Genomic DNA, 4,929 nt, shown 5'->3' with positions numbered 1-4,929 from the left:
GTTCATTGGAAATAGCAAAAGCAAAGCCAACAAATTCATTTTCATGATAAAAAGCGAAAAAATTAGCCTCTTCCTGATCTTCATAACGCAAAAACTCACTGAGCGGCACCCTCTCCTCTTTCGGAAAAGCCTCAATATTCAAGGCTTCTACTTTGTCCAAATCCGGAAAATCTGCTGTAATAAGCTGGCTGGTTAAACTCATAAAATCACTCCTTTTCTATTGATAGTATAACAAATTTTGCAAAGGGTTTCAAAAACGAGCAAACTAGTTGGCAAGAGTTCATAAAAACCAAGGGAAATATCTTGGCTTGCTGATTAATTATTTACTTGCCTACACTAACCTGCACTGGAAACCTCCCTGATCGGTCATTAGTCTGTTGATTTCATCCTTGGGGGGTCCACCACTTTCTACTGTAACTATCTGGACAAGGGGGTTATTTGTTTAACATCAACTCTGTAGTAGTAAGGAATCATAATCATGGATGCTCAGGATTTAGGTTATCGCTTTCCTCTGTATAAAATAAAAGATGTTGAAATCACAGTAACAATTCCAACACCTTTTGAATTTTTTGATTGATAACCCTTCGTCTGCTAAAGCTACCTTCATAAATACAAATTCTTAATTTTCTAATTTGTCCCCATACTCATGGTTTCCGGCAAAGTACTGCCTCCATCAATAACAACTTGAGAACCTGTTAAATAAGATGATTCATCGCTTCCTAGAAATGCAAAAAGTTCACCAACCTCTTTTGGTTTTGCTAGACGTTTCATTGGTACTCCGCGGGCAATGTCATTGATAACACTTTCTGGATCGTCAGGATTTGACTCTTTTGCCATCTTTTCCACCATAGGTGTACGAGCATAGCCGAGCTGAGTGCAATTGACCCGAATATTACGATCCGCATATTCAACGGCCAAAGATTTTGTCAAACCGACAAGAGCTGCCTTAGTCATAGCATAGGCCGCTTCTCCGGCATCAGCTACAATGTCTCCTGTCACTGAAGAAGCAATAACAATCGCACCTTTTCCTTGTCTGAGCATGGGTTGGATAGCAGCTTGACAGGTATTCCAAACACCCTTAATATTCACATCAATATGGAAATCTCTCATTTGGTCACTCATTTCCTCAAACGGAGCCAACTGACAAACACCGGCATTGCAACATGCAATATCCAAAGAACCGAATTGCTTCACTGTCTCTCTCACCGCTGCTTCCATATCCTCTTTTTTTGATACATCTCCGACAAAAGTAATGACCTCTGCCTGATAAGAATCTCGAAGTTCTTGAGCAGTTTTTTCCAGCTCTATTGAATCAAGATCAATCAAGCAACATTTCGCCCCATATTTAGCATAAACAAGGGCAATCCCTTTTCCAAGTCCAGCAGCAGCTCCTGTGATTAAAGCTACCTTATTATCTAATTTCGCCATTTTCAACATCCTTTCTAAATAATAGTATAAGAAAAACGTTTTCAACCTAAGTGTAGTCTAAAGAAATGCCTTTGTCAAATATTAATAGACTATGAAATCTTCAATTAACACTATCATATAAAAGCTTTGTTAAGGACTTAAATGAGTCATATTGAACTATAAAAAAGAGAGAAGCTGCCTTCTCTCTCAATGTTAAAATTTGTCAGCTATTACAGCAACAAAATCTATGAATATTCTCTAGATCGCTTTTACTCTTCTACACGTACACCTTGAGTATCCACTTGCAACTGGAAGACTTGCCCATCAAAGCCCTGTTCCTTGATTAGTTTGTAAATGTGCTCAGCTTTATTTCGCGGAGATAAGACCATAACAGTCGGTCCAGCTCCAGAGATATAGGTCGCAAAAGCGCCCTGTTTTCTGGCTAAAAACTTGATATCAGAAAACTCTTTGATGAGCGGCTGGCGGTATCTTTCATGGAACCGATCTGATTCAATGGCACGACCAGCTGTTTTCATATCTCCCTTTAAAAGCGCTGCAATGGCAACATTTGCTATGGAGCTCGCTGCAACTGCTTCCTTATAAGAAAGACGGTTTGGCAAGACACGGCGGCTCTCTACTGTTCTCAACTCATAATCGGGAATGAAGGCAATAAAGCTGACCTCTGGAAAGTCTGATACAACTGCTGAGACCTGATTGTGGAAAGAACTAGCAACCACTAAATTCCCGTAAATTGCGGGTGCAACATTGTCAGGATGACCTTCGATTTTTGTCGCAATCTTAAGCTTCTCATGATCAGATAAGTTCAGATTTGCTAGTTGATTGGCCAGTTCAATTCCTGCTACGATAACAGAGCTGGAAGAACCGAGACCACGCGCCAAAGGAATATCACTGGTCATTTTCAAACGGTGAGGCTGAAGGTCTGGTGCTAATTGCAGGGCAATCTTAATTAGTAAATTACGTTTATCAGTTGGGATTCTAGGATTGATGTCATGCTCAATGACCCACTCCTGACTCTCCTCCAAGACTTCGATTTCCAAGTATTTAGAGACAGCTACACCAACTGAGTCAAAGCCAGGCCCAATATTGGCACTAGTTGCCGGTACAATAATTTTCATCTTATTCTCCTAATACTTTAAAGGTATTGAGCAATTCAAACTCTGGTACCTCGCGCAACTTAGCCACTACATTTTCTAGCTGAGTTTTGCTAACAGCGTGTGTGATAATCACCACACGAGCTGTTTCGCCATCGCTGCTTTCTTGAAGAATCTGCTTAAATGATACTTCCTCAGCATTGAAAATTTCAGCCAAATGCAAGACTTGACCTCTAGCATCTGGAGCCAAAATAGAGAAATAATAGCTACTCTTCACATCCTCAGGCTTAGCCAGAACTAGTTCACGACTAAATTCATTGAAGGCTTTGCCGACAGTGTCTTCGTTTAGACGGCGGACAATACGGACGATATCTGCAACAACACTGGTAGCAGTTGGTTTCTGACCCGCACCTGGACCATAATACATGGACTCTCCAATACCGATTGACTCGACAAAGACCGCATTCATTACGCCATTTACGCTAGCTAGGGGATGCGCTTTTGGCAAGAAAGTCGGTGTTACTTCAGCAGCGATTCCTGATGGCGTTTCCTCAATTGAGCCAACCAATTTCACCACATAGCCTAAGTCCTGAGCAACTGCGACGTCTTCTGGAGTGATGTTGCGAATTCCTTGGTGATCCACATCTTCAAACTTAATATTCATACCGAAAGCAAATTGACTGAGGATGACCATTTTATAAGCTGCGTCGATTCCATCAACGTCGTTGGTCGGATCACTTTCAGCAAATCCTAGACGTTGCGCTTCTGCAAGGGCATCTTCGTATGACCAGCCTTCTTCTACCATCTTGGTCATCATGAAGTTAGAAGTTCCATTGACCACGCCCAGAACGCGAGTAATCTTATCAGACGCTAATGAATTGACTAAGGTACGCAAAATTGGGATACCGCCTGCAACAGCTGCTTCATAGTAGAGAGCAACGCCATTTTTCTGAGCAATATCTAACAATTCTGAACCGTGAACTGCCAGTAAGTCCTTGTTGGCAGTTACCACTTGCTTACCTGCTTCGAGTGCACGTGTAATAAAGGTTTTAGCTGGCTCAATCCGCCCCATCAGCTCCACTACAATAGCAATCTCGTCGTCATTTAAGATTTCATCCACATTGGTCACAAAGTTGAAATCATTCCCAGCAGCTAAGAGACGTTCCTTTTCAGCATCATCCTTAACTAGGATCTTAGCTACCTCAATCTCTGAATGGGCAGCCTGAACAATCTTTTCTCCGTTCTCTTTCAGTAAGAAAGGAACACCACTGGCAACCGTTCCAAAACCAAGTAAAGCAATTTTAACAGACATGAAGAACTCCTTGAATATTTCTTATATAAAAAATATTATAACAAAATTATATAGAAATGCCTACAAATCTATTTGTAGATTTGTTATAATATAAGTAAAATTTTTAAAATTCGTAAGATTAGAAGGAGACATTATGGCAGGTAAACACACTGGAAATCGCATGCAAAGACGCAAAGCTAAGAAAAGAGCTATCTTTTTAGCTATATTCAACCTCTTCTTACTCCTCGCTTTGGTCATAGGAGGATTCTATCTTTGGAATACCAAATTCTCTTTCAACAAACAGACCACTGAAAGTAGTCAGACAGTGCAATCTACCTCTACACCTGCTTCTAATGTTACAAATGAAGATGATTCAAGCAAGACTTCAACCGTAAAATGGGTAAAGCAGGATCAGCCGGTCAAAATTCCAATTTTGATGTACCATGCTATCCATGTGATGGATCCCTCTGAGGCTGCAAATGCAGGTTTAATTGTAGATCCAAGCACTTTTGAAAGCCACTTGCAGGCTCTGAAAGAAGCTGGTTATTATACTTTAACTCCCGATGAAGCCTACAAGGTCTTGACAGAAAATGTCCTGCCTGAAAATAAAAAAGTAGTCTGGCTGACATTTGATGATAGTTTAAAAGACTTTTACACCAACGCCTTCCCGTTGCTTCAAAAGTACCAAATGAAGGCCACCAACAATGTCATCACTGGATTTGTCGAAGCAGGCCGAGAGGATATGTTGACTCTGGAAGAGATGAAAGAGATGAAAGCACAGGGCATGTCTTTTGAGGATCATACTGTCAATCACCCTGACCTTTCTGCTACATCAGCTGATCAGCAAACCACTGAATTACGAGATTCAAAAGCCTTTTTGGATAACAATCTCTCACAAAACACCACAACTGTTGCCTATCCATCTGGACGCTACAGCGATACTACTCTGCAAATAGCTGAAAGTCTCGGCTATAAGATGGGCGTAACAACCAATCACGGCCTCGCCTCACTTGCTGATGGTCTACTCTCACTCAATCGTGTTCGCATCAATCCAACAACCACCGCTGACGATTTATTAAATGAAATCGCAACGAATTAGATTAAAAAGCTGCTCTATAT

General features: G+C 41.0%; 4 protein-coding genes and 1 pseudogene. 1 reads left to right on the top strand and 4 read right to left on the bottom strand.

The genetic code is table 11. The features are described 5' to 3' along the window. The 4 genes and pseudogenes from SSIN_RS09650 to SSIN_RS09635 form a co-directional block, all read right to left on the bottom strand. A pseudogene (locus SSIN_RS09650) lies at positions 1-202 on the bottom strand (GNAT family N-acetyltransferase); the annotation flags it as partial. Between the two features lie 425 nt (positions 203-627). Next, positions 628-1,428: an SDR family oxidoreductase UcpA gene (gene ucpA / locus SSIN_RS09645; RefSeq protein ID WP_037618456.1), complete on the bottom strand. Its 801-nt coding sequence runs from the start codon at positions 1,426-1,428 to the stop codon at positions 628-630. Positions 1,429-1,676: 248 nt separating this feature from the next. After that, on the bottom strand, positions 1,677-2,543 hold the full coding sequence (gene thrB, locus SSIN_RS09640) for a homoserine kinase (protein ID WP_037618455.1): 867 nt from the start codon (positions 2,541-2,543) through the stop codon (positions 1,677-1,679). 1 nt (position 2,544) lies between these two features. Beyond that, positions 2,545-3,831: a homoserine dehydrogenase gene (locus SSIN_RS09635; protein WP_037618453.1), complete on the bottom strand. Its 1,287-nt coding sequence runs from the start codon at positions 3,829-3,831 to the stop codon at positions 2,545-2,547. Between the two features lie 133 nt (positions 3,832-3,964). On the opposite strand from SSIN_RS09635, the gene SSIN_RS09630 reads away from it, so the two are divergent. Continuing rightward, positions 3,965-4,909 (top strand): polysaccharide deacetylase family protein, encoded by a 945-nt coding sequence (locus SSIN_RS09630; protein ID WP_037618451.1) that lies wholly within the window; start codon positions 3,965-3,967, stop codon positions 4,907-4,909. Positions 4,910-4,929: the final 20 nt, after the last annotated feature.

The organism is Streptococcus sinensis, from assembly GCF_000767835.1.
Classification (GTDB): domain Bacteria; phylum Bacillota; class Bacilli; order Lactobacillales; family Streptococcaceae; genus Streptococcus; species Streptococcus sinensis.
Note: the sequence above shows the minus strand (reverse complement) of the source record. Positions and strands in the feature narration are given on the sequence as shown.

Excerpts from the sequence above, each read along its gene's own strand:
- ucpA (WP_037618456.1), bottom strand. The coding sequence starts at position 1,428 with ATGGCGAAATTAGATAATAAGGTAGCTTTAATCACAGGAGCTGCTGCT.
- thrB (WP_037618455.1), bottom strand. The coding sequence starts at position 2,543 with ATGAAAATTATTGTACCGGCAACTAGTGCCAATATTGGGCCTGGCTTT.
- SSIN_RS09635 (WP_037618453.1), bottom strand. The coding sequence starts at position 3,831 with ATGTCTGTTAAAATTGCTTTACTTGGTTTTGGAACGGTTGCCAGTGGT.
- SSIN_RS09630 (WP_037618451.1), top strand. The coding sequence starts at position 3,965 with ATGGCAGGTAAACACACTGGAAATCGCATGCAAAGACGCAAAGCTAAG.